This window comes from Trichormus sp. NMC-1, from assembly GCF_001858025.1.
In the GTDB taxonomy this organism is placed as follows: domain Bacteria; phylum Cyanobacteriota; class Cyanobacteriia; order Cyanobacteriales; family Nostocaceae; genus Anabaena.
The window spans coordinates 103,470-128,974 of record NZ_LZQD01000011.1 but is presented as its reverse complement, the minus strand read 5'-3'; the positions used below and the strand labels follow the sequence as shown (position 1 = coordinate 128,974).

16 protein-coding genes are annotated in these 25,505 nt (G+C 35.7%); 6 read left to right on the top strand and 10 right to left on the bottom strand.

What is annotated here, in order from left to right; all coding sequences use genetic code 11:
• Positions 1-8: 8 nt before the first annotated feature.
• Positions 9-908 (top strand): hypothetical protein, encoded by a 900-nt coding sequence (locus A9Y75_RS24060; RefSeq protein ID WP_071192125.1) that lies wholly within the window; start codon positions 9-11, stop codon positions 906-908.
• 25 nt (positions 909-933) lie between these two features.
• On the opposite strand, the gene A9Y75_RS24055 is transcribed toward A9Y75_RS24060, so the two are convergent.
• From A9Y75_RS24055 to A9Y75_RS28860, 3 genes are all read right to left on the bottom strand, one after another.
• On the bottom strand, positions 934-1,326 hold the full coding sequence (locus A9Y75_RS24055; RefSeq protein ID WP_071192123.1) for a hypothetical protein: 393 nt from the start codon (positions 1,324-1,326) through the stop codon (positions 934-936).
• Complete coding sequence (locus tag A9Y75_RS24050; protein WP_071192121.1) at positions 1,319-1,876, bottom strand: Panacea domain-containing protein; 558 nt, start codon at positions 1,874-1,876, stop codon at positions 1,319-1,321. The genes A9Y75_RS24055 and A9Y75_RS24050 overlap by 8 nt, the downstream gene beginning before the upstream one ends.
• Positions 1,877-1,999: 123 nt before the next feature.
• On the bottom strand, positions 2,000-2,161 hold the full coding sequence (locus A9Y75_RS28860; protein ID WP_177176285.1) for a hypothetical protein: 162 nt from the start codon (positions 2,159-2,161) through the stop codon (positions 2,000-2,002).
• 511 nt (positions 2,162-2,672) lie between these two features.
• Here A9Y75_RS28860 and A9Y75_RS24045 point away from each other — a divergent pair.
• Both A9Y75_RS24045 and A9Y75_RS24040 read left to right on the top strand, forming a co-directional pair.
• Positions 2,673-6,782, top strand: a complete 4,110-nt coding sequence (locus A9Y75_RS24045) for a hypothetical protein (protein ID WP_071192119.1) — start codon at positions 2,673-2,675, stop codon at positions 6,780-6,782.
• Between the two features lie 276 nt (positions 6,783-7,058).
• Entirely contained in the window at positions 7,059-11,366 is a 4,308-nt protein-coding gene (locus A9Y75_RS24040; protein WP_071192117.1) for a hypothetical protein, read from the top strand.
• 91 nt (positions 11,367-11,457) lie between these two features.
• On the opposite strand, the gene A9Y75_RS24035 is transcribed toward A9Y75_RS24040, so the two are convergent.
• On the bottom strand, positions 11,458-12,246 hold the full coding sequence (locus A9Y75_RS24035; RefSeq protein ID WP_071192115.1) for a hypothetical protein: 789 nt from the start codon (positions 12,244-12,246) through the stop codon (positions 11,458-11,460).
• A 44-nt stretch (positions 12,247-12,290) separates the two neighbouring features.
• Positions 12,291-17,714 (bottom strand): hypothetical protein, encoded by a 5,424-nt coding sequence (locus A9Y75_RS24030; protein ID WP_071192113.1) that lies wholly within the window; start codon positions 17,712-17,714, stop codon positions 12,291-12,293.
• A gap of 53 nt (positions 17,715-17,767) precedes the next feature.
• Here A9Y75_RS24030 and A9Y75_RS24025 point away from each other — a divergent pair, with 53 nt between their 5' ends.
• Entirely contained in the window at positions 17,768-18,298 is a 531-nt protein-coding gene (locus A9Y75_RS24025; protein WP_071192111.1) for a hypothetical protein, read from the top strand.
• 180 nt (positions 18,299-18,478) lie between these two features.
• On the opposite strand, the gene A9Y75_RS24020 is transcribed toward A9Y75_RS24025, so the two are convergent.
• Both A9Y75_RS24020 and A9Y75_RS24015 read right to left on the bottom strand, forming a co-directional pair.
• Entirely contained in the window at positions 18,479-20,080 is a 1,602-nt protein-coding gene (locus A9Y75_RS24020) for a relaxase/mobilization nuclease domain-containing protein (protein WP_071192109.1), read from the bottom strand.
• 190 nt (positions 20,081-20,270) lie between these two features.
• Positions 20,271-20,675, bottom strand: a complete 405-nt coding sequence (locus tag A9Y75_RS24015; protein WP_071192107.1) for a CopG family transcriptional regulator — start codon at positions 20,673-20,675, stop codon at positions 20,271-20,273.
• Positions 20,676-21,595: 920 nt separating this feature from the next.
• Between A9Y75_RS24015 and A9Y75_RS24010 the strand changes: the two genes are divergently transcribed.
• Positions 21,596-22,114: a hypothetical protein gene (locus A9Y75_RS24010; protein WP_071192105.1), complete on the top strand. Its 519-nt coding sequence runs from the start codon at positions 21,596-21,598 to the stop codon at positions 22,112-22,114.
• A 99-nt stretch (positions 22,115-22,213) separates the two neighbouring features.
• Complete coding sequence (locus tag A9Y75_RS24005) at positions 22,214-23,443, top strand: ParM/StbA family protein (protein WP_071192103.1); 1,230 nt, start codon at positions 22,214-22,216, stop codon at positions 23,441-23,443.
• Positions 23,444-23,543: 100 nt separating this feature from the next.
• Here A9Y75_RS24005 and A9Y75_RS24000 read toward each other — a convergent pair whose 3' ends face one another.
• The 3 genes from A9Y75_RS24000 to A9Y75_RS23990 form a co-directional block, all read right to left on the bottom strand.
• The gene (locus A9Y75_RS24000; protein WP_071192100.1) at positions 23,544-23,966 is read right to left on the bottom strand and encodes a hypothetical protein; all 423 of its coding nucleotides are present in this window, start codon (positions 23,964-23,966) and stop codon (positions 23,544-23,546) included.
• Between the two features lie 437 nt (positions 23,967-24,403).
• Positions 24,404-24,904: a hypothetical protein gene (locus A9Y75_RS23995; RefSeq protein ID WP_071192098.1), complete on the bottom strand. Its 501-nt coding sequence runs from the start codon at positions 24,902-24,904 to the stop codon at positions 24,404-24,406.
• Between the two features lie 127 nt (positions 24,905-25,031).
• Positions 25,032-25,493: a CHAP domain-containing protein gene (locus A9Y75_RS23990; RefSeq protein ID WP_071192096.1), complete on the bottom strand. Its 462-nt coding sequence runs from the start codon at positions 25,491-25,493 to the stop codon at positions 25,032-25,034.
• Between the last annotated feature and the right edge of the window lie 12 nt (positions 25,494-25,505).

Here is a 25,505-nt window from a genome sequence, read left to right as displayed (position 1 = left end):
AATATACAATGACTAAATATGATATGGAACACGATTTAAAACAAGAAGTTCAAGAACTAAAAATCAGTATTGATAAATTATCTAACGATATTAGTCAACAGTTTAATTCATTAAGTGAGAATTTATGTATTAGCTTTGAGCAAATATCTAAGCAAATTACTAATTCATCCAGTCAACCATCTTTAAGCCATAAAATACTTGAGACTGATTTAGAAAACAATCATCAAGACAGTTTACAAAAACCTAAAAAAGAAATACCACGTGAATATTATATTGATTATTCATATATTGACCCTGCTAAATATCCATTATTTTTAAAAGATTTAGAAAAACATAATAAGTCTATGGCAGAGTGCAGACATAAAGAAAATATTGAAAATTTTTGTTTATCTGCTAATAAAACTTTAGAATCTGCCATAGAAGTTATTTTTGACGTAGAATATAAATGTCTTAATGAAAATAATAAAACATTTTTAGAAGCTTATCAGCGAGTAAAAACTTTTTATAGTAACAAGGGATGGGAAATTACAGAAATTTTTCTAAACCTAAATAATAGTAATATAGAATCGAAACATTTTAAACCTGTAGATGACAAATATATATCTTGGGAATATATCGAAGAAATTCGTAGACGTAATTTTAATACCTCTGTGGAGATATTTTTTGAAATTTTGAAACCAAATTTTATGAATAGTTCACATCTTAGGGAAAAATTCTACTTAATTAAAAATATTCATAATTTAAGAAATTTAGATGCTCATGGTAGTCCAAATCTCCCTTCACAAATAGATGCATTGAAAGATTCTGCTAAAAAATTATACAATTCTAAGGATTATACTAAAATAAAAGAAGTAGTGTATTGGTTTGTAAAAGAAGTCTATGATAGACTCAATAAAATTTCTAATTAAACTAAATAATTCAATATAATTCAATTTAAAGAATACCCAGAAGTTTTTGCAGTATAGTTTTATATTTTTTTGCCAACCGCCTGGAAATTAATCCTCCTTGCTGAATTTGTAACAAAACATCTGGTGAAAAAGAACTTTTAGGAATAGGACTACCAGAAGTTATCCATTGACTAAGCTCAGTTGCATTCCATTCACGAGCAAAATTATAAGCTATAACAGATTCTTTGACTATAAAATTTGGTAAGCTTGGGTTAGGTACTAGGACACACGAATGATCAGTTATATTTTTCTTGTCAGTTAAATTAACAAATAAATATTTGTCACCAGAAGTTTTTGCAATTACAACATAAAAATGCTTGTCTTTAGGAGGTGTATCTATCAAAAATACATCTCCCAAATTAATGATAATGCTACCCATTTAGCACCTCATCTAAATATGCTTCCCGAACTGCTATTTGTCTAATCTCTTCTATTTCTTCCTCACTTTTACCAACTTTTCTAAGAATTTCTTCTACTGAAATGGGAATAGAATAATTATGAGAACCTTTCCATTCTGGTAAATCATGAGTCCATTCAGCAACATGAAATGGGTCAAGATGTCCAAAAGTTTGATATACCTCTTGAAGAATCTCTTCCTCTTCTTCACACATCTCATCATCTCCTGGGTCTTTTATCAACTCAACAAAATTTGTATTGCGAGGAGAAATATACTCAGACCAAAGAGGTAAAGCATCATCAACAGGTTGACCCTTAATTAGATCATAAACACCACTAAGGACAGGACCATATTTCATTGATACATAATGATCACCTGTAATTGGCTGCTCAATGCGTTGTAATGCAATACGGTCAGCTATATACAGCATTTTTAGTAAAGCTAAATACTTGATAGGCTTACCATGCAGCTTTAAAAGTATAGCTGCTGCTTCTACAGCTTTTTCTGGGTGAAACCGAAACTGGATAGTCATAGTTACCCTTGAGAAACATAATCGTAGTACATATATTTTATAAAAAATAATTTCAGAACGTGAAAAATAGATTGAAAATTCATGACATTAATTTAGCATTTCATGAACAATAAACCGTAAAATTTATATTTTTTGTCCTTTTTGCGCCTCTACACGAGATAAAACTAAAATCATTTTGTAAAAGTTTATGCGATCACTGTCAATAAGAGTAGCGATGACCAATGGTAAATGATCTACCCCATCATCCCCAAAACACTCACCACATCCCCCACTTGTAATAAACATCTCACTTATTGACAATCCAAAAGCCTTAAACCCTGATATTACGTTCAAGAATAATAACTACTCACCCTTATTGAGAATAAATAAGGAGCAATTTTTCACTACTCAATATCTCCCCCTCAAGGAACTATCACCAACAGCACCATAAGGAGCGATCGCTAAATCCCCCCACTTGTGATAAACATCCAGCTTATTGACAATATTAAAGCTCACAAATATTGATATTACGTTCAAAGATAAAAACTACTCACCCTTATTGACAATATAAAAGGGCAATTTTCGACTACTCATTATCTCCCCCCGTTGTGATAATTAACTCCCCCCCTTGTGATAATTGATTTTTATGAAACCCTTATCCAATAAAGCTTTAACCCCCTAACTACCCAAATCACCTAAAACTTGCACATTATATAGATAAGGCGGAAAAAAAACTACTCAAAACCGGGTTGTATGCTAGTTAGAACATCTATTCCAGCCCTGCGGGGACTACTCACCTGGTTTTGAGTGCGCTGCCATGAAACGTCAATACACCAACAAACGCAATCCTTGTCCTGTCTGTGGCAACCATCACGGTTGCGCTATTCGCCCAGATAATCTAATTGAGTGCCTACGGAGTTTCAGCCAACATGATACCCCGGTTGGTTATCGCTTTATCAAGCCCCTACGTAACGATATGGGCGGTTTATTTGTTCTAGATGACCAAAATGCCCAAAACCAGGATAAGCCTCTGTATTCGCCTCAGAAACGGGCTGACAGTAGACAAACAAACAAAGTGTTGAGTATTGAGGAGCGCGATCGCCAAAACCGATTACTTTTAAACTCCACAGTGAGTAGTTTGGGTACTCAACATTTCTCCCATCTCCAAGAACAACGACAGTTGACTACTCAAGAGATTAACTGGCTCAAAGACTTAGGCTGGGTGAGAAGCTGGGAACCTGGAGCTTATTCCCCTGCGGGTGTAACGTCGGCTCTTACAGGTATTTCACCTGAAGGTAAACTATTGGGGAGAGAAGGAATTGCGATCGCAGCCCTTGACCCCAATTTTCAAATCACAGGCTTTCAAATTGCCACCCTACGAACTCAACCCAAATACATTTGGTTGAGTAGTTCCTACCAAGGAGGAAGCGGACCCCAATTACCAAATGGCGAACTACCTTTGTTTTGCTGGAAACATCCAAACGCCAAAAAGGTGAAAGTAGTAATTCTCTGCGAAGGCGCACTCAAATCTCTACTCACCGCCGTGTTTTTGTGGCGTTCTGGGCAAACTGATATTGCCGTCATTGGTACAGCAGTTGCCGCACGCTATGGTCAACAAACCCTCAAAGATTACCTCAAGCGGTTGCGTCCCCAAGAAATTCGGCTGATGCCTGATGCTGGTGCAATACTCAATCCCCACATTGCTCAAGCTAATGAAGATACTCTGCAACAGTGCCGTAAATGGAGATATTCTCTATCTGTGGGTGACTGGGGACAACTGGAAACCAAAGAGCAATTAGACATTGACGAATTACTGGCCGTAGGTCGGCAAGATGAGATTAAACTAATTAGCACTGCTGCTTACCTGAATCGCCATCATATCCATCAGCAAATCAGAAAACTACTCAAACAAGGTTCATTCCAGTTGGTGCAGGATAAGTTGATTACCCTAAAACCCGCTACCAACTCTACAGACAACATAGATTTAATTCACCAATATGCAAAAGGCGTTGAATACTGCCGTAAAGGTGGATATCAGGTGGTGGTGAGTTGGCATAATGAAACGATGCTTTCTCTTGAAAACGCTCCGCAAACGGTCAGCGCAACCATAACACCAGAAGAGTTTTTTGCTGGATGTTCAGAACAAGTACAAAAATCCCTAGCTCAAATAGACCGAGAATGGGGAATGCTCTACAAACTCAAGCTGTGGTTTGGGCGAATGATGGAGCGTTATCGTCCCAAGAAAGGTTTTGGTCAACAAAATTCGGGAGTATTCGGTGGGTTAAACGAACCACAGAGACACAGAGAACACGGAGAGAAAAAAGATAAGGTTGAGAGGTTTGACGCAGTTTCACAAGGTGATGGTGTTGTCAAGGGTGATTTTTCTGTCTCATCCGGTCGGTTAAATGTTGATCATGATGGTTTTAGCAGAACCACAAATAGGGGAACAGAATATAGGGAAGATGGAAAAACAGAACTTTCCACAGATGGGGAAGTTATCAAGAATCAACCAGACTTAATACCACAAGAGGAAAGACAGCTACTTTCCCATGAGGGAGTTATCAAAAATCAATCGAACCCAATATCACAACCTGATAATAAACAACTGTTTTCGGAAGATGGGCAAAGTTTATCCTCACCCATTGCACCATGCAAGGTGATTGAGTACAAACCTGGAAAGTTCCCCAAATACGGCACTTTAAAACAACCACCGAAAATCATCTTCAAAAAAGGCCAGCGTTTGCAAGTGTACGCTGAAGCTATTGCAGCCGGTTGGAAACACATTTTAGATAAAAGTCCCACTGGTACATTTAAAAGCCATGATGCAGGAACAGCTTTACCAAAAGCATTGGGAGTAGAAAAGTTATGGTATTTTACCAGTCATGCTCGCAATGTCAGTACAGAAACCATTGAGCGCAATTATGAATATCTGGATGTACGTAATTCAGGTATGGTTTGGGATACTACCCCAAACGGTAAACGTTACCTAAGATGGCCTAAACAGGGAGAAACACCAGATACAAAAGGTAATTGTCATCGTAGTCAAATTTTTAATGTTTTACGTAGCAAGAATTTAGAATCTATTGAAGGTGCAGAAAATCCTATTTGCGCTACTTGTCACTTACTAGAAGCTTGTCGTGGTGTTGCTGGAGCAGGTTTTGGACATCGGTATCTGAGAAAAGAGACTTTCAAGAGCGATCGCATTCGTTGTCATCCTGATAGCGCACCCCAACCAGAAGATTTCGACTGGTCAACTAGCGGTATTTTCTGGGATGAAGTTATGCAAACAGTACAACCAGTTAATACTATCACTGCCAATTTACGGGACATTGACCGAGTAATAGCAGAGTTAATGACTAATTCTCCTGAAATCAGTCTGCAATTACAAGCAATGTGGGCAGTTTTAAGACAATGTATAACAGGAGATATTCAACAACCTTACTACGGTTGGAATGATGCTGATGTCCGAAGAATGTTGGGTAAACCACCGGAAAATTTAGATGCAATTATCACAAAAGCGATAGAAGTTTTACAACCAGATTTATTACCAATCTTTAACTCCACCAGCAAGTATGGAATAGATTTAAGTGATTTACCAAAGAAGATGCGAAAACAGTTTGGTAATCCCATCTCTGAATTAGTGGAGAAAATTCAAGTAGAGATAATAGTTAACTGGTTTATACCGTTTTTACAAGTTTGGGGTAAACAGATTCCTGGTACAATTCGCATTGAATATGGAAAGCTAAATATTACAACTCGTAACTCCCGTCATAGTGCGATTAGTCAATCAACAAAATGGAATGTTTACTTAGACGCTACCACCAAACCTGAGTACATAGCTTGGTGGTTTGATATTAACCCACAAGAAATTTTAACTGTAGAGCAAGAAATAACTAAAACCAACAATTTACAAATTATCCAAATCAGCGGATTAGGACAAGTTTCTAAAAATCGTTCTTCCTACTGTCAAGAAAGAGTCAGCTTATTGCGACAAGAATTATTATCTCGTCACAGTAACATCAAATTTATTGACTTTGTAAAATGCTGTGAAAATAAAGATGGTGGTTGGTTTAGAGATAGTCGTGGTTCTAACGATTTCCAGGAAATTATAGCTTTAGCGACTTTTGGAATTCCCTATCAGAATATTGGTCATTTAGAAACATTATATCTAACTTTAAAATCCAGTCATAACAAAAGTGACTATCAGTTAGATGATTTGGAAATAAATACTAACAGTAATAATAACTCGTTAGAACACTCAGAAATAAATCAAGAGTTACAAAATTTTATTGACTGGGTTACACAATCTGAAATTATCCAAGCTATCGGCAGATTAAGAGTAAATAATCGCCCAGAATCAGAACTTTATTTTTACTTCTGTGCTGATTACGATTTAAGCTTTTTAGAATATGAAGTCAAATGTATACAAGCAGCAGAAATTACGATTGAAGCTGGTTGTAAGGATGAGAAATCTTGGTGGAAAATTCAAACCGCAGTTAAAGAACTTTGGTTGCAGGGACAAAAAATTACTCAACCAGTTGTAGCAGCAGTTTCTGGTATGAGTCAGGGTTATGTTTCCAAGTTAGCAACTGAGTTTGGTGGAGGTTGGAAACAATGGTTGAAAATATTCCTTTTTCTATTAAATAGTAATAGTAGCAAAAGGAATAATTTGGATGATATAAGCGATGTTTTAAAAGAGGAATTGGAAATGACAGATATAGATTTTAATCTGCAATATTTGGAGACGAAATCTCATCAGGAAATAGTTAAAAAAGTGTTTGCAATAGATAAACATTTAGATGATGTTGATTGGCAGTGTTTTTTAGATAAAATGCCAATTAAATCGCAGTCTAAGATTATCGCTGCTTTACTTTCAATCTTGCCTAAATGTTGGTTTCAAGAATTGATAGATATAATGTCATTTTAAATGAGACTTAAACATAATAAGATTTAAAAAAGGATATAATAATATTTCATCATAGCTTTTATGTCAGACTCACCCTTTATGAAAGAGACTATTCAATACGACTTGGGTAACGAAATAAATAAAGCTGAAACTCTTAAAATATCGTTTGTAATACCCAAAAAGGGCTAAACCGGGTATTATTGAGAGACAACTCCTCCAGCCGTGCGCCTTTGCTTTGAGAAATGCTGTAATCGGTTTGATGATGTATTTATATAAACTATAAATTTAATATCAACAATGACTACATTTATTCCGCGCCGTAACAACGATGCTTCGGACACTATTCGAGGATATGTATATCAAGTTGATTTGACTATCGAGAGATGGCTAAATTTACAGCCAGATGAATATTTACAACTAGAATGTGGAGAAGATATTGATGTAATATCACGCTCATTAGTGGGAGACGAACAAAGGTTACTGGAACAGGTTAAAAATTATACGAATTCTATTACACTGTGGAGTGCTGTTGCTGCGATCGCTAACTTTGTTGAACATCGTCACAATAATTCTGGAATTAACCTGCGTTTTTTGTATACTACGACGGCTTCTGTGACAGTGGAGCGACCTTTGCCAGAAACGCTCAAAAGAAAGGAAGGTATTTTTGTTTGGGAGCAAATTCGTCGAGGGAGTTTGCAAGCAATCTCACAAGATGATGCTTTAACTGGTATTCGTAACATTTTAAGTAGGGACAAAAAGCCTGATAAATTACCTGACACCACCTGGAATATTTTTCGGAATTTCATAACGACTTCCAGCGATGATGATTTGCTTGACCTGATTAATAAATTTGAGTGGAGTACAGAAACACCTTCTGCTCAGTCCTTAAGTCCGCGTATTTTAGAAATTATCATACAACAGCAATATGTGACAAATGACATTGAAGCAGAGCAACTTTACGAAAGGCTATTTCTTTATGTTTTTAAACTGCTATCTCAACCAAGTATAAAGCAACTGGCGATACAGAATTTAATCGAGCAGCTTTCGCTTCCAACTTTAAGTGAAAATGACCACAAACTACTAAATAATGTTGTCATTAGGCTTTGTAATTTGGAATCACAAGTATCTTCTCTAAAACCACGAGTGTTGTCTTTAGAGCAAGGTTTAATACAACTGCTTAATGCCTTTTCGCCAGTTCACAACCAGTTACAACAAGAGTTTCAACAGCAAGGCATTGATGTTGCTATTAGTTGTATTTTTCAACCACCGGATTTAAGTATTCCCCCAATAGTTGAACAATTGAGTCATCGGGTAAAAACGGTCACTACCTTAGCAAAAGTTTATGATAACTTTATTTGGTTAGCTATATATGGCACTAGTGGTTCAGGGAAAACACACTTAGCTGTTTTACTTGTTCAATATATTGGTACGTGTTGTGCTTGGATAAAATTACGTGATTTAAATATTGAAAAAGCCGTTCAAGAGTTAGACAAATCATTAAAACTATTAACAAATTTACCACTACAAAGTAATAGATATAATTGGTATTGCCATATTTGCCAAAGTTTAGGAAATGGTGCATTACTGGTACTGGATGATTTGCCTGAATTGTTAGGAAGTGATGAACTTTCGGAACGTTTAGTTCAACTAGCAAGAGCGTGTAATTTGTATGGTGTAAAGCTATTATCTACTAGCCCATATCAGCTTACATTTACCCTTCAAGAGCTTCTAGGAGAGCAAATTCTCTACTCTACAGAAACTCCGCCTTTTAACGATAACGAGGTAGCTGAAATACTCCAAGCATATGGATCACCTGCTTCTATCATTCAAGCTGATACCAGATTTATCAATATACTACTCGCACAGCAACATCCACAATTAATTGTGGCCATTGCACGGTATCTCCGTCAGCATAATTGGCAAACTACCGGGGACATAGAGGAAAGATTATTCAGGGGTGATTATCGTTATGCAATCAACAGTCAAACGGTAAAGCGAGTACTGGATTCTATTGAGGATGAAAATGCTAGAGATTTACTCTACCGTCTTTGCTTACCTGTTGGTAGCTTCTCTCAAAAGGATGTACAAGCAGTTGCATCTGTTAATCCTCCAATTCAGAGAGCAATTGAACATTTATATACTTTAATTGGACTGTGGGTACAACGTGATGTTAATGAGCAGTTACTAATTTCTCCTGTAGTTAAACCGCTTGGTAGCAGTAATTTATTACCTGAAACACGGAAATCATGTCACCAAGTGCTTGCTGAACTTATTATCTCAAAACATAATTTAAATTCAATTGATATTGAGAATGCAATTATTCACTTTCTTGGAGCTGAAGACTTTAATCGTGCGGGACTAATGCTTATATCGGCACTCCATAAACTAAGTAAAGTTGATAATGCAGTTTATTATGGAAACTTATTGTCTTTGTGGGGTAGTTTGCCACTGCCAAAAGAAATGGATTTAAGCTTCCGTATTATTTTACGTGGATTTCAAATTACTGCTCGAAATAAACACAATAAACCTATTTCCTACCTCATAAAAAACTTAGATACCCTACTAGAAGAAGCAAATGAAAATGATGCTATAGGTGTAATTACAGCCTGTATGAATGTTCATTCTATCTTTTGTGTAGATGATCCAGTACGTGCAAATAGATATTTAAGAACAGCCCTACAATTTCAGCCCTATGCTCATATACCTGGTACTAATGAGTTGGCATTACCTGATTCAGCATCTTTAGGCTTTACTATTTGGACTACTGCTCAAGGAATTGATACTACAGAAAAGCTTCTAGACTGGATTAATACAGTAGAGCAACTTACTGTCGAACAACGAAATTTTGCCTTTACTCATGAAGTAGCTGAGTTAGGTTGCTTAATAGTCGCAGAAGATTTGTGGTTAAAAGAATCTGAAAAACCTAGAGAAGAGCAAAATTGGTCAGAAGTTTTTGCAGCATATGTAGACTTCGCGGAAAGAGCTTACAGGCTTGACTTGGAACTGCTATGGGCATGTGCAATATGGTCTAAAATTATCATTTTGGCAGAGTATCAGCGTAATATTAGTGCTGCAATATCTGTTGCAGAAATAGCGCTAAGACAGGCATCTAGCGAACCACGTGTTCAGTTTTTAATTAAGGGCTGTATTGGTCAACAACTAGTAAATGCAAACCGGAATAATGAGGCTGTAACCTGGCTAAGTCAGGCTTTGAGCGAAAATACTAACGTATATCCCATAGTTCAGATAAAAGCTCTTTTGAGTATGAGTCGTGCAACTAGCGAACAAGATTCATCCCTTGCGGTTGAGTTTGCTCGACAAGCAGTATTTTTAGCAGAAAATATTAATGATATTGATAAGACTACTTTAGTAAAAGTGCTTTCCGAACAGGCAATTGCTCAAGGCTTTATCGGTGAAATAAGTGCTGTATTTATATCTTTAGATAAAGCTATAAAACATTTGTTAGTTTGTAGAACAGATACAGATAATTGGAAAATACTATTTACAGTATTTGGTCATGTTACGGGCTATTTCACATCAATTGCCCGTACTGGAAATCCTCCTTTAGCAACAACTAATGGAGAACCGTATGCAATACCACAACGAGGAATGTTTTTTCGTATAAACCCGGAGATAGTTACGTATTATAGAAGAAATCTAGAATCTACTATTTTGGCAAATTTAGCAATTTTTGCTGAAGCTATTGGTAATAACGAAAGGGCAGCAGTTTGGTCTCTAAAGGGTATAGATGATGCAAGAGCAACAAACCAGCAAGGAGTTGTTGCAACTCTTTGTTTTGAGGCGATTCCATATTTATTGGATGAAAATTGCTTTGCGGAAGTGCTAGATATTGCAATTGATGCAGGATTGTTTTTCACTGCTAGTATACATCAAATGCAAACTGGTAAATTCCCGAAGAATTTTGAACTTGATGCCGATGCTATTCTAGGTAATAAACCTAGTGAACTGTGGTTCAAGGCTGAACAGAATACGGTACTAATTGGTCTACTTCCTACTGTTTTTAGGATTGCTACTATTGCGCTTCATAACACTAACTCTGCTAAAACTCAAGCAACAGAAGTAGCTGCAATTTGTCGTCAAATAAGTATGACATCTACCGATTCATATCTTTGGGTAACAGCAGCAGAATTAGTTGAGCAGATTTACTCCGAAGAAGCATCGTATGATGGGATTTTACGTTTTAGTAGAACTTTCAATACTGAAAATTACGCTGTTCTTAAAGTAATTGGTTATTTGGTTGCGACACTACAGAATGATACCCCACTTTCAGGAGCAGCTTTAGAACATTTAGTAATAGCACCTTTTGTTTATCGTCTACCTGCACCATGTACAAAAATCTATTATCGAGTAATTCTACTTTTCTTTGTGAAATACTGGAGAAATAAGTTTGAGAATAGTCCTTTATCATTTGCTTCAACCCAGATAATTAGCCAAATATTCAATAATATTGAAAATATTCCCGAAGCAGAAAGACTACAAATGATTCTTGTAGCAGTTGCATTCAGCTTAAATGTTAAGATGCCAAGGAATACAGCCACATGGATAATTGAATCTTCTCCTGAAATTGTTAATTTTTTTGGTTGATTATTAAACTGAAAGTAATCACAGAATTTTCATTTTTGAATGAATCCTAAGTCACAATATAAATAAAACACATTTTTATAAATAAAATCTATTAATCTCCTAATTCTTGTTCCTTTTTAAGTAATTGATTACTTTGATTATACTCCATTAACGCTATCAGTTTAAAATTTTCTATCTCTGCCTCTGTTAATTGATTTGTGGTAACTTGAAAATGAGCATAATTTTTTTTCCTAACAGCATTTAAAGCAACCTCTGTTTCAGAATATAAATGTTGTTTTCTTTTCAGGATTAAAATTTGCTCCTCTGTCGCTGTAACTTGTAGTGAAGCAGTAAATTCATCTGATTGATAAACTCTAATCTCTTCATCTTCACTATTTTCTATTAAACTTCCTTCCCTCATTAATCTTGTTATCATCAAAGGAATGACATACAACATAATGTCTTCCTCATATATTTCTACTTGAGTTTCTTCCTGTTCATCCACTAAAACTATAATTGAATCATGATTAATTTGATTGAAATTGTCTTTCTCATTTTCTATTGTACTCACAGTTAAATCATCTGCTAATATAACTGGTAATTCAGGAATAAACCCTGGATTTTCTACCTGAATCTCCTCTGGTTCAAATGCTATTACAACAGATTCTTCCATAGTCCTTCCAGAATTGAGACTAGTAATAATAGATGCCAGTGTTTTAATAGCATCGCTTTGTTCTTCAACGCTTACAGATTCTGTTGATGGAATTGATTCTAATTCATTGTAATCAACGTCAACATATTCGAGAAGTTGGCTTAACATATAAGCAGCTTTAGCAGGGGAAATATCAGGTGATATTTTGGTTGATTCTTCAGTGAATATAGTTAAAGGATTAGTTGTCATAAATTTATGCCAATCAATTGAATAAACACTAAATTGATTAAATATTAAACTTGAAGATACTGATTTTTGACTGATGCCAAAGATTGATTGATGTTATTGTTGATTTCCTCAAATACATCAATAACTTCAGCCGACACCTGACTCTGATTAATTTGTCCTAATTTAATATCTAATAAAACACTTCCATCTTTTTTTATAATCGTTAAATCTTTATGAGAGTTATTGATGGAAATCAAGTATTCTTTACCTTGTACTATAACTTCTCCATTTTCTTGATGAATGCCAAATACATCTCCCATTCGTTGAGTAATTTGGGTAAGACGATTGATAGAATGTAGTTCTTGAAAATCATTATTCATTGCTACGACTGCTTTTTCTCTTAATTCTACACCTGATTTAAATTCATTACCAACCTCTATAATTCGCTGAATATATTCTGCTGACTTACCTAAATTTTGTGCAGTCAAATACCAAGTTCTTAATTTTTCTAATGTTGTTTCTTGATCCTGAATAGTTCTATCAGCAACTATCTCTTTTTGAACAATGTTGGATGAAGAAATGGGTGTAGAGTTAGGCAACTTTAGCCCATGAGATGACATCACAGATGATGGCTGTGTAGGTACTGGGGAAGATACTTCTGAAGCTGATTGTGGTTGTTGATTGGTAAGCGTAGTATCTTGTTCTAGTTTGACTGCGCGTGTGTACCCATCATTGACAGCTTCTAACTTATATCCTTGTGTTTCTAAATATTGTTTTACCAGTTGGTCAGTACCAGCAGCATTACCCACTACAAAGGAACTTTTGGAAGCGATCGCCTGATCAATCAGTGGTACATAATGTTTATTGAAAGTTTCCAGAATTTGTTGTTGAGTAACACCCCTCCAAGGACCAGAACCTGAAACCATAATTGTGTCATTGCCTGAATACACCCCCGTATTTGCCCTTTCCCCCCAAGCTTGTTGATAATTACGGGTGCTAGAGGGTGTTTCAGGTGGTGCAGATGATATACCAATGAATTGAGTAGCTACTTCAGCCATTGCCACATCCTTTTGCATATGCGTTGCTACAGCAGCATTCAGGGGTTGGAGATTAGCAAGTGGGTTGGAACTTTTGGGGGAAGTAATAATTTCTTGGACAGAATCTCTAGGTTGAGGTATTGTTTGCTGCGGTGGATTGTTATTTGATAAATTGGGTGTAACTATAACAGGTATTGTAGTTGTAACTAATTCCTGAACTTTATCGAGTTTTTCCCCTATTATATGTGGTCTATTGGGAAGGGAATTAAGATATTCATTGTAAGCACTATTTTTTCCGTCAGCACTTAATGGTTCTCCAAACTTTGCCTTTAAAGCATCAAAATCATCAGATGAAATTGTACTACTAACCAAGTAAATTACAGAAAGACCTTTTTTCGTTTCTAGTGGTACATCTTGTGGAGGTAAAACATTAAATTCAATATTTTTAGATTTAAACCAATTCTGAACTAATTCTGTTTTGTGGTTGTCCACTGCTATTCCTATTAATCCCAGTACCTTATCTTCCTGACTAGTAAACAATATTGTCGGACGTTCTTTGATCTTTTCCAGCAATAGTCCACTTTTTTCAACCATCACCTCTTGCTGTGTTACTGTATTTAATTGAGAGTTATCCTGAAAAGCTTGAGATTCCTTTGTCCAAATTTGGGGATATTCTACTGTGCTGGTATCAATATTAATAAAAGTATGAGAAAAATTACTTTGTAATATACAATTTACAGAACCTTCTTGACCATGTTTAAGCAATCCTAAACTTTGTAGTGCTTCCTTATCTTTTTTATAGTGAAGAACTCCTAATAATTCTCCATAGAGAAAAACAGCATCCCTATTTTTACTGGTTGGTACTTCTAAACTAACGCTTTTATATTCTTCTCCCGTAAAAACTTGACCTTTAAAATCATAAACATTAATTTTATTGATTTTTAATAAATTGCCATGAGGTGATTCAGCAATAATAAAACCACCTTCATGTTGACTATCACCAATAGATTTTAATTTAAGTTGTAGCGGATTACCATTAGCTAAATAATTTATTTTTCTTAATTCTTGAATTGAATCAGCATCCAGTTCTCCTAACGTTTTATCAGCCAATTTAATTTTAGCTGTGTCAATAGGAACTGGTACATTACCAATAGTGAGTGTAACTGGTTCACCATTAAAAGTCTTACCTGCATGAGAAAATTTGCTAATTTCTCTAATGGTAATGTTAATTGGTGGTTGTGATGGTAAATTAATAGTTGCCGTAGCTGTATAAGATTCACCTGGTTTAATATATGCTTGTGCCTGAGTACCAATTGGTAACTGGCCTGTTCTTTGTTCCAAAACAGCAAATTCTTTGTATTCTTCATCATCATCTTTAACAAATATCAATCTAGAATTATGTCTTTCATGTCCTGGAGGATAGCGACTGGCTTGTATTTCTATTGAATATTTTTCTTGAGGATTCCATTCCCTATCAACAAAATTATCTCCTTCCTTACCAATTCCTAATACCTTGGGTTGTGAAAATTGTAACTCATCTAATCGGCTTATTATTTCCTTACCAAAAGTTGCAAATACAAAGTTAGAAACTTTCTTCCGAGAGTTCAAACTTGAATTATCTCCTTGTTCTAATTCATCTTGTCGGGAAGCTGATATATTCCATGTTGCGGCTGCGGCTGGTAATTTTTGGTCTTCAGGAATTAAATTATAGAAATTTTCAGCAACAGCATAAGCTTCTTGAAACAGTAACTTGATTTGACTTTCTCTCAGTTCAGGTTTAAGTTCAACTAATGTTGCACCCTGAGTTATCATTCCTGGTTTAAGTTTATAGTCAATTACAGATTGTTGACTAACTGTTCCCAGTTTGCAATATTTAGGTTCTCCATTTTCCGTTTCTCCATCAATTTGCGCTATTGCTAATAAAGTATGGGGACGTTGCAAAGACCGATATTTTTCTGGAATTTCTTCTAAACGGATGTTGAGTGTTGAACCTTTCCAAATTCCTGGATGTTCGTAGCGAGTGAGATTAGTGATGGTAATTTCTGTACCATTGCTTGTTTTGACAACAGCATAAGGTCCTTGTTCAGTTTCTCGACGTTTATTTAATCTGGTGGCTACATTGAATTTATCATCAAATTCCTGTTTAGCTAATATAGCCTGAAATTTTTGTTGAGGAGTAAATTCTACACCTTTAAATAAATCTTGAAATTGGATAATAGGACGTGATTCTAAATGAGAAGCTTCAAAGTATTTATTAACTTGGTTTATTAGTAAATCTACTGGTGAATAGCCAGTAGTGTTAATACCTTCCTTCAAGTAAGCAGATGAAGATTTTTTATCTTTTATATAATTAACATCTCGATAAAGATAGCGTTTGTTTTCAGCTATTACCTCCATATCAGGTTTTTTGGCACTTTTGAATAAATCCACCGCAATTTGATTTTGGAAACAAGCTGCTTCAATCATTTGTCGGTAAATATTCCGATTAATTGCCATTGCTTGTTCTATCACTTGAGAATTTCTATCTTGAACAGATGCAAGTTGGAGAAATTCCTGCATTTGTTCTCTGTATTCTTCCCTTATGGCTTGAGGATGGTTTTGATTATTTTCTAAATTGACTAATTTTTTATAATGACTACTAACTTGGTCTAAATATTCTGTTTGTTGTTGAGAATTTCCATAAGTTGTTAAAGTTTCAATTTCTGACTCTAAAGCTTCTAATGCTGTCACATGATTATTGATAATACCAACGCTGATACCATCACTCATATGAATAGCGATTTCTTCAAATTCAGGTTGTGTACCATCTTCTCTGTAAAAAGATTGCTTTTTCAGTTTGACTGTGGGAGCATAAGCATTTTCAGGCAAGTTTCTGTATTCAGCTTCGGCGGTCAAATTTGGATATTTACTGGCTAATTCCACACCAATACAGTCACCATCAAAGTCTCGACCTTGACGTTCTGATTCTGTTTCTATGGGGTCTAATTCTTCAGTTTCAATACCTTGTGCTTTTAGGGATTCAATCCTAGCTTGAATGCGTTTGTGGTCTTCATCGTTGACCACGATAATTCCTGCCAATGGTTTGCCATCTGGTCCTAAGTAATCTTCAATATGTTTGTTGATGGAAACACATAAACCATTAGCATTGAGGAAAGGGGAGCGAAAGTTGAGAATTTTTTCACCCTCAGCTATCCAAGGCACAGAAATCTCACCATTTTTGAGTTCTTTGGAGGGAATAATCATTCCCCGGTCAAAGGTGAGGACACGACCAAGGGCAATATCTCGCCATTCATTTTGTACAAATCGTGTAAGTTCTTGTTTAACTTTCTCAGTTTCTAACAGTTGGTTATGGCCAAGTAAGTCTGCTTTAATAATTTTGTACATTAACAAGTCATCTTGTTCAGATTCACTATCTTCTTGTAAATCATCTGTATATAAATTTTCATCTATCTTAGGGTCATCAGTAGATAATTCCACTGCTTTATTTACTAATTGTTCAGTTTTTTGCTGTTCAATAAAAGCTTTACGTTTTTCATATTTTTCACAATATAACTGTGCTACTTTTCTGGGGTCTTGCTGGATTTCTGCAAGTTCTTGCGCTTGCTTTTCTAATTCTTCAGCAAAGTCTTTGATACCTTGGGGGAAAGAAGCTAGTAATTGAGAGATGGCAGTTTTACCTTTTTGGGACTGTGATTTTTCACCTAACCAAATAGTTTGATTATATAAACCTGGTTTGATTTGGGGTTTTATGGGTGTAGAAGGGTTATCTTTATCTGTTCCCTTGAAGCTAGATATGGGGATAATGAGGTCGATTTTAGGTTTGTTATTTGAATTTGCATATTTTATTTCGTCTAAGTTATAAGGACGAAGTGTGCCTTTGCCAAATCGGTATTTGGTGTCCTCTCCATCATGTTCTCTCCAACCAAAGCGATGCTGTACTACACGATAACTTTTATCTTTTTGTTCATTTCTGTTAGTTATTTGGTCATATAGTTTAGTGGTAATCTGACCATAGCAGTCACCTACAAATTTATATGCTACATCATTTGGTAATATGCCTCCATTTTCTCCATTAGTATCATCTACTACTAGAATATTTAACTTTTCATGGATGGCATTTTTACACGAACCTAAGAAAATGGAACCGTAAGCACCACGGTCTTTGCGATCTGGGCAAAGTTTTTCAATGACTTCTAAACATTCTACTGAACCGTAGAGTAGTCTAGTTTTGGATGACAACAGCAGAACATCACCATTTGGATGATTTTTTAAATTTGCTGCCGTGGTATTTTCATCCATCTGACCGAAAGAGAAATTCTTTTCTGGTAAGAAAAATCCTAAGAGTGTATTATCTAGATTTTCAGTTAAAATTGAGTTGGCATTTTTGGTATTGCCATCTGTATGAATCCATTGATTTAGTCTAGTGTCAAAGTGCTTGAATTCTAATGTCATAATTTTAGGTAATTTTTATCCCAAACCAAATTTTTATTTCTTGAGGTTTGATTATGTCAAGATTGACTCGTTGGTTAAATATGCACCGAGGAGAGTTGAATTTAGACGGAGTTCTCAAAGACGAAGCTAGAAAACAAATGCTATCTATAGGAATGAATAATGAATCAATTGAAGACTATGCAACTACCTTAAAAGTAAAATATGAGCATCTTAAATACTTGGATGAAACAGAACCTGAATCTTGGGTAAATTACACTGCTTATGACTTTTTCACAGAAGAAGAGAAGCAGCAATTTAATGGTGATGGGTCACTGAAGCCGGAGTATGTAAAATATGCTCATAGTATTGGTATTAGCGTTCAATCGCTGGAAGAAATGGAACGTCGTAAAAAAATTGAAGTTGACAATTACAATAAATTGTCTGCTCGATATGCTGAACAGGGCATCAATTTTGGTGAACAGCAGATGCAAGCAAGAATTACTGATAATAAAACCTATTTACAACGCAGGGAGCAGATGGAAATAGATTTGCGTAATTTTGAGGATGTTGATACTTTGCCCTTTGATCAAGACACACGATATTGAAACAAAGCGAAATTAGTAACTTAGACATCACAGATAACTACTAATAGTTCCCTAAAATTAGATTCTAAAAGTTACTTCAGTGATGGTGCTACTGAAAAAAAGTAGAATTGGAGGTAGGTTTTATTTTGTGTTTTATATCATTTGATATAAATCTGAAGCATTGCTGATAAAACCGTAAATTTACTCCAATTCTCCTTGATTTTCTGGTTCTTGCTGCTGGTTGTGATTCAATAGCAACTTTTCGAGTCTCTCCAGTATTATTAAATCTTCGGATGTCAAACCTTTATCTTTGCTTTCAGCACCATCACGGAGGGGAAGTTCTGCAATTTCTTCTCCACTTTTGCGTCGCAGTTTGAGAATATCTCTTTCTAGCTCAAGGTCGTAGTATTTTCCTGAATATGTTTCAGGTTGCCCTGCTTGCTGCCAGAACAGGCGGATAATGGGGTTGATGCTGTTAGCGTAGTTTTTTGGTTTAGTACCCTCCTGGTGTGCGCTCAGGGCTGGTATTGCATCACCTACTCGACTGGAAGTTTGGTTATTTCCGTCTACAGAAAATGCACTTCTAGGTTCACTGTCAAGAGCATTTTTTGAAGACTTTTCTGAAGCGATCTCTTTTGGTATTGCATTTTGTGCGATCGCCTTTGGTAGTGCGCTCCGCGCAATCTCTTGATTACCCTCGTTGCTATTTGTATTAACTAATGGTGCAGTAGTATCTTGATGAGCTTTGGTTTGTACGTTGTCTGTTGTGAGTGAAGCGATAGTCTCCGGTATTGCACTACTTTCCAAACCAGTTTCCTGTCCATGCGTACTTTTATCAGTATTCACTAATGCTATTTCGGTCTCTGGGGACAATGCTAATGCTGCCATGATCGTTTCAACAGTAGGTTCTGGCATTTCAACCTGTTTTTTACCCCGACAGGAATATATTGCTGTTAAATCTCGCTCAGGGTTATAAGATACGCCTCGTTTTTTCTGAAGTCCTGGAAAGCTGTATGCTGACCCTAATTTATACCCACCGACTTTGACACCATTCAACTCGAAAGCGATCGCTTCTTTAAACAACCCCCCAGCATTAAATTGGGGATGAAGCACAACACCTTGTTGCTGAAGTCTCTGTATCAATTGGGTAACAGTTGGCTGGTCTTTCGTAGCTGCATCAATGATGTCAGCCAACAGTTGGGTAATAGGTGGTTGATTGGAAGAGTGGTGTTTTTGTTTTTGGGTTTGAGAATGGCGATCGCTAATAGTTGTTTCAATTCCAATTTTCTCCACTGTTTTAGCCACCCTGTCACTGCTACAAGACACCTCTTCCAAACCGTATTCTTTTTCCAATTGTCGTAATATTACCTCACTGCGGCGATAATCCCAGGAATCTGGTACGACTGAGCCATTCATACGAATACGAGAAGCAATGATATGAATGTGTTCGTGGTTGGTGTCATGGTGACGGGCAACAACGTACTGGCTTTGATTTAATTCATCTCCCAAGAATTTCATGGACTTGAGCCAATGCTGGGCAATTTCTGTGTATTGTTCATCCTCTAAATGTTCATGATATTCCCCTTTGTCATGGGATACATCGCGGTGAGGAATAGAAAGAATGACATGAGCGCAAGCACGTTGGAGATTGGGGCGAAATCTTCTGGCTGCACCAAATTCTTTAGTTAGTTGTATGGGTGTAGTTCCACCCATATTGCTGTCAATCATGGTGGCTTTCTCCTTCCCCAGCACATATTCTAGGGTGGAGCGAAAGCTTTGATTTTTAAACTGCTTACCAATCAAGGGAACTCCTTTCAGCGATGTCTACGATGGGTTATTTAGGGTGGGGCTGAATACTATTGGAGATTTGGGAAAATTTGGTGAATTTTAGAGGGATAGCGTTCGCGGAGCGTCCCGGAGGGAACTAGCGCTGCTGCAAGCAGTTCGCTGAAAGTGCGCGAAGCACAATCATCTCCGGTACGTCTTTGACCAATCAAATAATTTCTTCTGATTCAGCAGCTGTCACCCCGCACTCCAGCAGTTGCATTTGTGTTTCCTTGATGGATGCACGCAGGGATTCTACTAAGTTTTGTAGCTGCTCAGGATCAATATTTACGCCTTGTCCTGTTTTCGACGCTTTAGTTGCTGCTGTAGCTATTTGGTGAAGATTCACCCCAATAGCATTTAGTTCTGCGTACAATTTCCAATTTAACTCAAGGGGAGGGGGTAATTCCACAACACGCCGTCGAAGTGCAGCACGGCGAATAAATTCTGTGATACTTACTCTGGCTTCATTTGCTTTTTGTTTAAGTTGCTCGTACTCATCAGCAGCAAAACGAATAGGTAACACAATTTTTTTAGCTACTCCATCAGTTCCCTTAGTTTTGTTGGACTTCATGACTATCTCCAAAAAACTTTATATTCAGAAAAAAGTTGTTGTGAGGCTATTTTTTAGGTGTGGTAGGCGTATAGAGCGTATAAACAAAACATGGCTTGCGTCTCACAGGGAATCAACTTTATTGCCTAGCTTTGTAGTATTAAATACTTTTGATTGAATCACCTGAAATACTTATACAGTAAGACTTTCACGATTATACAGCAGTGCTATACGCAAAAAGTTGAACCAAATTGATCGTCCCCACCGCGTCCCCATTTTGAACCCAAATCAGGTGAGTTTTTTGAATTCAATAGCTTCTTCGACAGTTTGTTTTTGTATAAATTGCCCATGTTATCCCCAATCTATTCCCATTGCGTGACCATTTCTGACCCACAAAAAATATTAAGCATAATTACTCATTTAATGAACTACATTGTTGCTACTTTTGTAGTATGCAATTACTCTTGTCGCAATTTAAATTTTGTTTTGATTTTAGTTTTGTATTAATAATATAAGCATATTAACAATATAAGCACAAGGTATAGAAAAGCTGATTAAAAATATATCAAAAAGTATAAGCCATTTATACTTTTTGTTAGTTTCCAACTAACTGACTAATATTGCAATATGTTGGATATAACGAAAGGAAATAAATATTTCCCCTGGTTACTATATTATCTAAGCAAAGATTAGTTGAGTTTAACAATCATAGTAAACCGCATCTACTTTGAAACGCATAGTTTTTTAAATCGGGTTTTATTCCTAAATCATATACTGTTACCTTTCAAAAAACTCCAGTTTTAAACTTGGATGAGGTTTAAGTTATTAGTTTGACAAATTACAGTTGTAGTAGTTTTGTATGAGAAAAAAACATATATGTAGAAGGTTCACTGCATGAGACTGAGAAAATATAAATTATAAGAATGATGGTTTAGTGTTATATGAGCGAAGAAAAATTATTGGAAACTAGAATCAGATTTAGATATAGGGAACATTCATTAGATGGAATGTTACTAAAATATTTACTAAACTACCCTGATAAAGATATAAAAGATTTATTATGGGAGGCAGCCAAAATGTGTTTCCTACCAGTTGCATATGTGAAGTCAGGTGGACATGATCAAAAACAATTAAAAAAATTAATAGTTTATTCATTTTTCGAGCTTTCACGACAGTGGAATTACATCCAAATAGAGCTAAAGTTTGATTTGCCATCACCTAAAACAATCTTGCAAAGTATGGAAAGCGAAGGAATAGCTTTAGATATGTCTAATGATGAAGTACAACCTATTATTCCTAAAAGTAGAGTTGCACCAACAATTACTAATAACATCACAGTTACTCAATCTCCAGAAACTGGGCAATATGATGACTTTTGGGACGAAGATGTAGAGGTACAGATGGAATTAACAGATGAACAAACGGCTATTAGACAGGATATCCGTTCATTATTTGGATAAACACCATAAATAAGTAAAACCTAATTTTAGGATCATAATTAACGAAATTAAATCACAAAGAATATATTTCGGTTCATTGATAGAAAAAGGAGTAATAACATGACTAAAACTACAAATAGTGTAATCCCAGATTTGACACTGGCTATAGATTTAGGTGGTTCTCAAACCAAAGCAATTGCAAGTATATTTAATAAAAATGACTTTCCTACGTTGCTGTGTATGGAACCAGAAATAGCAGATGTATCAGTTGCGTCAGTAGAAAACTATGAAAAAACTAAATCAGGTGAAACAGATCCAGAGAATACCTGCTGGGTGGGTATTGGTGAGGAATATTATGCTATTGGTTTCCTAGCGAGAAAAAAATATGGTGGTAACTCCTTACTCAAGCAGTTGAAAGAAGAAAATGCAGTACAAAAAATTTGTGGTGTTTTGTGGGTGGTTAGTCAAAAATTGAAACTGATGAACAAATTCACAGTTTCACTTGCTGTTTTATTACCACCTTCAGAATATCAAGATAGGGAGCGTCTTGAATCTAAATTAAAACAGGCACTAAAATGTTTTAATACACCTACTGGTGAAATCAGGATCAAGTTGGTAGACTTGAATGTTGTCCCCGAAGGAGTTGGTATTTATCTACATAGACGCACTATTTTGGGAACAAAGATTAGGAATTGTAATCTTGCGGTAGTAATGTTGGGATATCGCAATGCTTCTGTACAGATATCTAATAAAGGTGCAGTAACTCCGGGGGTATCAAATACCTTTGGGATGTCATGGATGTTGGATGATTTTGTTAGACGTTGTAGTGGTTTATCGAAAGATGATCCACATCTGATAGCTGCGGTGGTAGCAGCAGGATCTGAATGTAAGTCGGAAGTTTTAGCTACCTTATCACGACGTAAAAGTGAAGCTGAGATTTTAGCAGAAGCTCAAGATATGTCTTTTGCTCTCAAACTTAGTCGGGATGAATATTTTCGGGCATTAGTGCGCTGGTTATTACAAGAAATACCCCGTGATATTAATGAGATGATTTTGTGTGGTGGGACTGCGGAATATCTTAAACCAGAATTAGAGGCACATTACAGCAATGTTAAATTGATCTGGAATGGTGGTATAGAGATTCCCCCAGCATTAGATAAAGTAGGAATGGGTGTGCGATTAGCAGATGTGTGGGCTTTGTATCAAGTGTTGTTTGGTAGTGGGAATCTAATTGCTAAAAATAGTAATACTGCGACTAATAATGCTAGTTCTACTGTTTCCGGGAGCAAGGTTGTAAACCTGTCTTCACCAAAGCCAAAGGGCTTTTTAGAAATGCCAGATAGACTTTGAATTTGTTAATGAAATAGAGTTTTAAAAACTGGTAGTTAATTGTAATGATTAGTCATCATTGTATCAATGATTTTGAATAGCTTAACTATTTGTTCTTTTGTTAACCCTCGAAAATTGTTCCACAACGCTGGCACATAAAAGAATTATCCCACTTTTTATAAAGTTTAGGGTATTTGCGTGAGTATAAAATGTTTTTTCTTAATGCCCAGAATAGATAGATTGGGAAAAATAAAAATATTAACAATTCAATCAAAACTAATGCTTTAAAAATTGTGAATACTATAATACCTATCCAGGTAATAAAAATGGTTTTAAAAATTAATATAATATTTGATTTTGGTTTTTCTGGTGGTGCTGCTATCTTGCCAAGTGATGTAGTATTAGTTTGATTTTTATAAGCAGCAGCAGACTTTGAACCTATAGAACCTCTGACTGTGCTAGTGCTATGGGTGACATTTTCTTGATAAATTAGGGATAATTTACGAGAGTTATCACTTTGGCATTTAGGGCAAATAATTAGCATAGTTATCCAGATGATAGTTACACCAGTTTGTATTTTGAACAATTACATTTTCAATGATGGTTTCCCATCATTGAGTGGTATTAACCAGATTTGATAATGCTATAAATTTATTCAGGCTGTATGATTTTATTCCTGGAGTGACTTTAATTTTTGAATACGCGAACCTAATATTTTCTAGTATAGACAGAACCAATACTATTTGTCAATTAAAACAGCTATTGCTGCTTGCTTAATTAGCTTGAAAGTATTTACTTATTGAGGGAAAGATTAAAAGTTAATTTTCTATTTTCCTTTCTTTCCCTGTAATAGTAAAACCTCTTTAGAATTGACACCTAATCTTACTTAATTCTCTGACTTGAATCCTGACTAAATTTCTACTTACTATTTTTTTGTATTAAGAAATAATAGAAAAAGCTGAATTTTTTAAGTTAAAACAATTAAGGGGTTCTTGGCATTTGAAAATTATCAAGTTTACAAATAGTATCTGGATTGACTCTATTTTTTACCGCTTCTATTCTGGCATTAATACAAGCAGTAATGATGTTAGCATTTGCTCTGAATACTTCTCTTTTATTCTCATTGTTTTGTCTAATATTTTCTAAATCACTTTGATTAGTACAGGGATTAGTATTAAATGTAGTTACAATTTGATAACTATTTTGATCACCATTATTGATATAACCACCTGAAATAGATAAACCGCATTGACTACCATAGGAACTATAACCACTAAAGCTAGAACTAAAAGCGGAAACACCTTGGTTAATAGTATTTGTGTTTAAGTTAGATGGAGTTCCAGTGTTAGGAGTTGATGTAGTATTGGTGTTATCTGACACAACAGAACTTTCAGCTATATTAGGTACTTCCTGTGCTAAAGTATTCGATGAATAGATATTTGAAATAACTATAGAAATCAGAAAAATTAACCATTTAGTCATTAACTATCTCCTAAAAAATTAATTTGATAAATTTTTTCCAAAAAAAGCGATCGCTCATGGAGAATAATTAGAGCGATCGCATAAATTCTATATAACTTCTTTCAAGAAGAATCTTAATTCAAAAGTTTTACCGTTGCCAAAAACTCACATCGCTACGACCATTAATAGAAGTGCCGAATCTAATAGAATTAACATTGCTACAGTTGTTCTCTATGGAGTTTCCACCCTGATTAGCTCCTCGGACAGTAATTTTGCCAGTCTTGGGATCAAAATCTTCTAGGACAGCTACATGACCGTTCCTTGAATCAGCACCTGGGAAAGTTTTTTCAAAAACAACAATTGAACCGCGAGTTGGACCAACTTGACGGAAACGGTTACGTTGCAAATAACCATCATTCCACTGATTCGCATTTCCACTAGGTGAAGGCAACCCAAAACGATTTCTCACATATTGGACACACTCGCAGCGAGAAGCTGCTTGGGCAGGTTTTTGCAGTGTTAAGACAGATACATATGTTCCTGCAATAGTAAGAATAGTCGTGGATGCTCCCATAACAAGGGGAACTATTTTTCTTTGAAGTTGTTTCATGGTGTAATTTGG